Source organism: Glutamicibacter sp. AOP5-A2-18 (assembly GCF_052446055.1).
In the GTDB taxonomy this organism is placed as follows: domain Bacteria; phylum Actinomycetota; class Actinomycetes; order Actinomycetales; family Micrococcaceae; genus Glutamicibacter.
Genome location: NZ_JBQSVW010000004.1, coordinates 1 through 2,363, shown reverse-complemented (window position 1 = coordinate 2,363; position 2,363 = coordinate 1). Strand labels below are relative to the sequence as shown.

Here is a 2,363-nt window from a genome sequence, read left to right as displayed (position 1 = left end):
AGAGCCGTACAGGACGTTTGAAGATCAGCAAGCATAGCAACTGGATATCCAGTCGCGTGGAAAATCTCAGCTCGTCACGTAAGGGCGAGCTTTACCACCGGCCATTTTGGCCGGGGTTATGTTCATTGGCTTCAAGCCCAAACCCGTCAACCAGACGCTTCGCGACGGAGCAAGCTATAGATTTAGCATGGCTAACTCTCCGCTTGCTTCGCAACACCCAATTCTTGGGGCGCTGCACTGGGCTTCAAAGAGCATCGTTCGGAGCAAGCACCGAACGGACTGATCGCACGCGATCAATCGACCGAATTTCCCCACACACCACAACGCCCGGTACAGAACCCTCTCATTCGGTCACACCTCTTGCATCCTTGATAACTGGTGGGTCTGCGCATCCGTAAGCGTTAGGAAAAACCTAACGGTACGCACCTTGGTACCAGACGTGTGAAGGCTATTTTGAGGTTCTGGGAAAGGCTTGTCTACTGCGACTATCTTGTGACGGCATCAGACACGTTTCGAATGCTTATGGTTGTCTGCTTGTGGTTGCGTTGGACGCTGGAAACGTTGTTCTGAGCTCTTGATGACGTGCGCGACACGCTCAAAGCAAAATCGAATTTTCTTCGCCTGCGACTCAGCTCTTACCCAGTGTTTTCGCGGGTTTATGGTACAAGGCAGGTCAGAGTGGTTAAAAGACTGATGCCCGAGTCTTGCAGGACTCGGGCATCGTTATTCATGAAGAATAAATCAATTTAAGGGTAACCCGGGTCTTGCAGGATCGCGAGTTACACGCCCCAGCATGTCGAAGCTGAATACGGGCGTAAGGCCACCGGCTAGCCCCCGGGTGTAGAGAGACCAAAGGGTTTACCGAAGTAGTTTCGATGTGTGTAAAGGCAGACTCGGAGCAACCACGATGTGGCGGGATAGAGCTTTTCAGGCTCTCCCGGTCGAACTACTAAATCCCAGTCCTGGCACAAGCGAGTAATACCCGCAGTGCGGTCTAAGGAAACCTCGCACGGCTCCGGCCAGCTCCATAGTTTCAGACCCCCCTAGTGAAGAACCAGCCAAAATTGCGCCCAATTCTTCACTAGGGGGGTCGTCGTTTCCTGCACTCACCAACCAGCTGCCATGTTCGACAGCTGTTAGCAAGAAAATTGGATTGCTAATGAGTGCTGAAACGAAAAAGATCTAGTACGAACGTTAGTGAGTGCCTTTAGCGTTCTTGGTTGATGATGCTTTGATACGTAGCACAATCGTCCACACTGCAACGATGACCGTTGCCGATACTAAGCGTTGTAAGAGGCTTGCCTGTCCTTGAAGAAAATATTCAAAGATGAATTGAGCTACCAGAAACGCAACAGCGGGAACTAGGATAACTGTCAGCTTTTGTTTCATTTAGAACCTCAATTCAAGAGTTTGCAGGTGCCAATAGGGGCATGACTGCGGCAATTCCAACACTAGTCAAAATGTTACAAGTAAGAGTATTTTCAGAACACCACTTCTGAGCTGCCTCGTACCCTTCCTGCATACCTTCCCACCACGGTCGGTCAGTTTTCATCTTCAGAACTTCTTTGCCGTCCCTGACCATAAGATAGACGCCTGACTTGCAATCTTTCGGGTTTTTCCCTGACCAGTCGTAGAACGTAGTCCCACCGCTACATCGTTCGTAGTTTGCCCCAGCAGCCTGGGCAGGTGCTGTCACTGCAAACAATGCGCTGAGTGACAAGAGCACCGCGACTAATACTGAACTAATTGTTTTCTTCAAGTTCACGATCCTCTCGAAAAGAATGTTGTTGGAATAATTCGAACCTACAGAGTAGTAAGAAGCTTGTAAATACTACTTTTGTAGGATGCCTAATGGCGTGGAGCGCCCATTACCTCAACCAGGCTGAAGCCTAAGAACAACAACGATTACCGGTTTCAAAGAGTCTTTACGTAAGTACAACAGGTGCCAACACGAGCACTAAGCTCGCGCACTCTAATGGGTACATACCTCACCAAAAAACGCCTCTACCGCGTCACAAGATAGTCGCGCTTAAACGCTCTAACTCTGACCGCACCTCATCGTCTAACCACTCCCCCAGGAACTCCTAAACGGCAGCCGAAAACCGCCGGCCGCGACCTCGATTACTAAGAGTGCAAGGGGTGCGACCGAAATAGGCCGGCAAGCAAACGATCAAAGAGGCAGCCGGCCTATTTCGGCCACACAACAATGGCTGGGTGCCAGTCCAACGGACTGGGTACTGATCCGTACTGATCATGAACAAGCGTGCTTACGTGCATGCCTGGTTGGTTCTCTCATCGGCTCAGAGATGCTCGAACAGGTTCTAGGACACTCAACTGCGTGTGGTTGCGTTCCAACGCTTTAG

The 2,363-nt window shown here is 50.5% G+C and carries 1 protein-coding gene; it reads right to left on the bottom strand.

Annotated elements, in window-relative coordinates; all coding sequences use genetic code 11:
* Positions 1–1,402: 1,402 nt before the first annotated feature.
* Positions 1,403–1,759: a hypothetical protein gene (locus tag ACT3RW_RS17655; RefSeq protein ID WP_444614684.1), complete on the bottom strand. Its 357-nt coding sequence runs from the start codon at positions 1,757–1,759 to the stop codon at positions 1,403–1,405.
* Between the last annotated feature and the right edge of the window lie 604 nt (positions 1,760–2,363).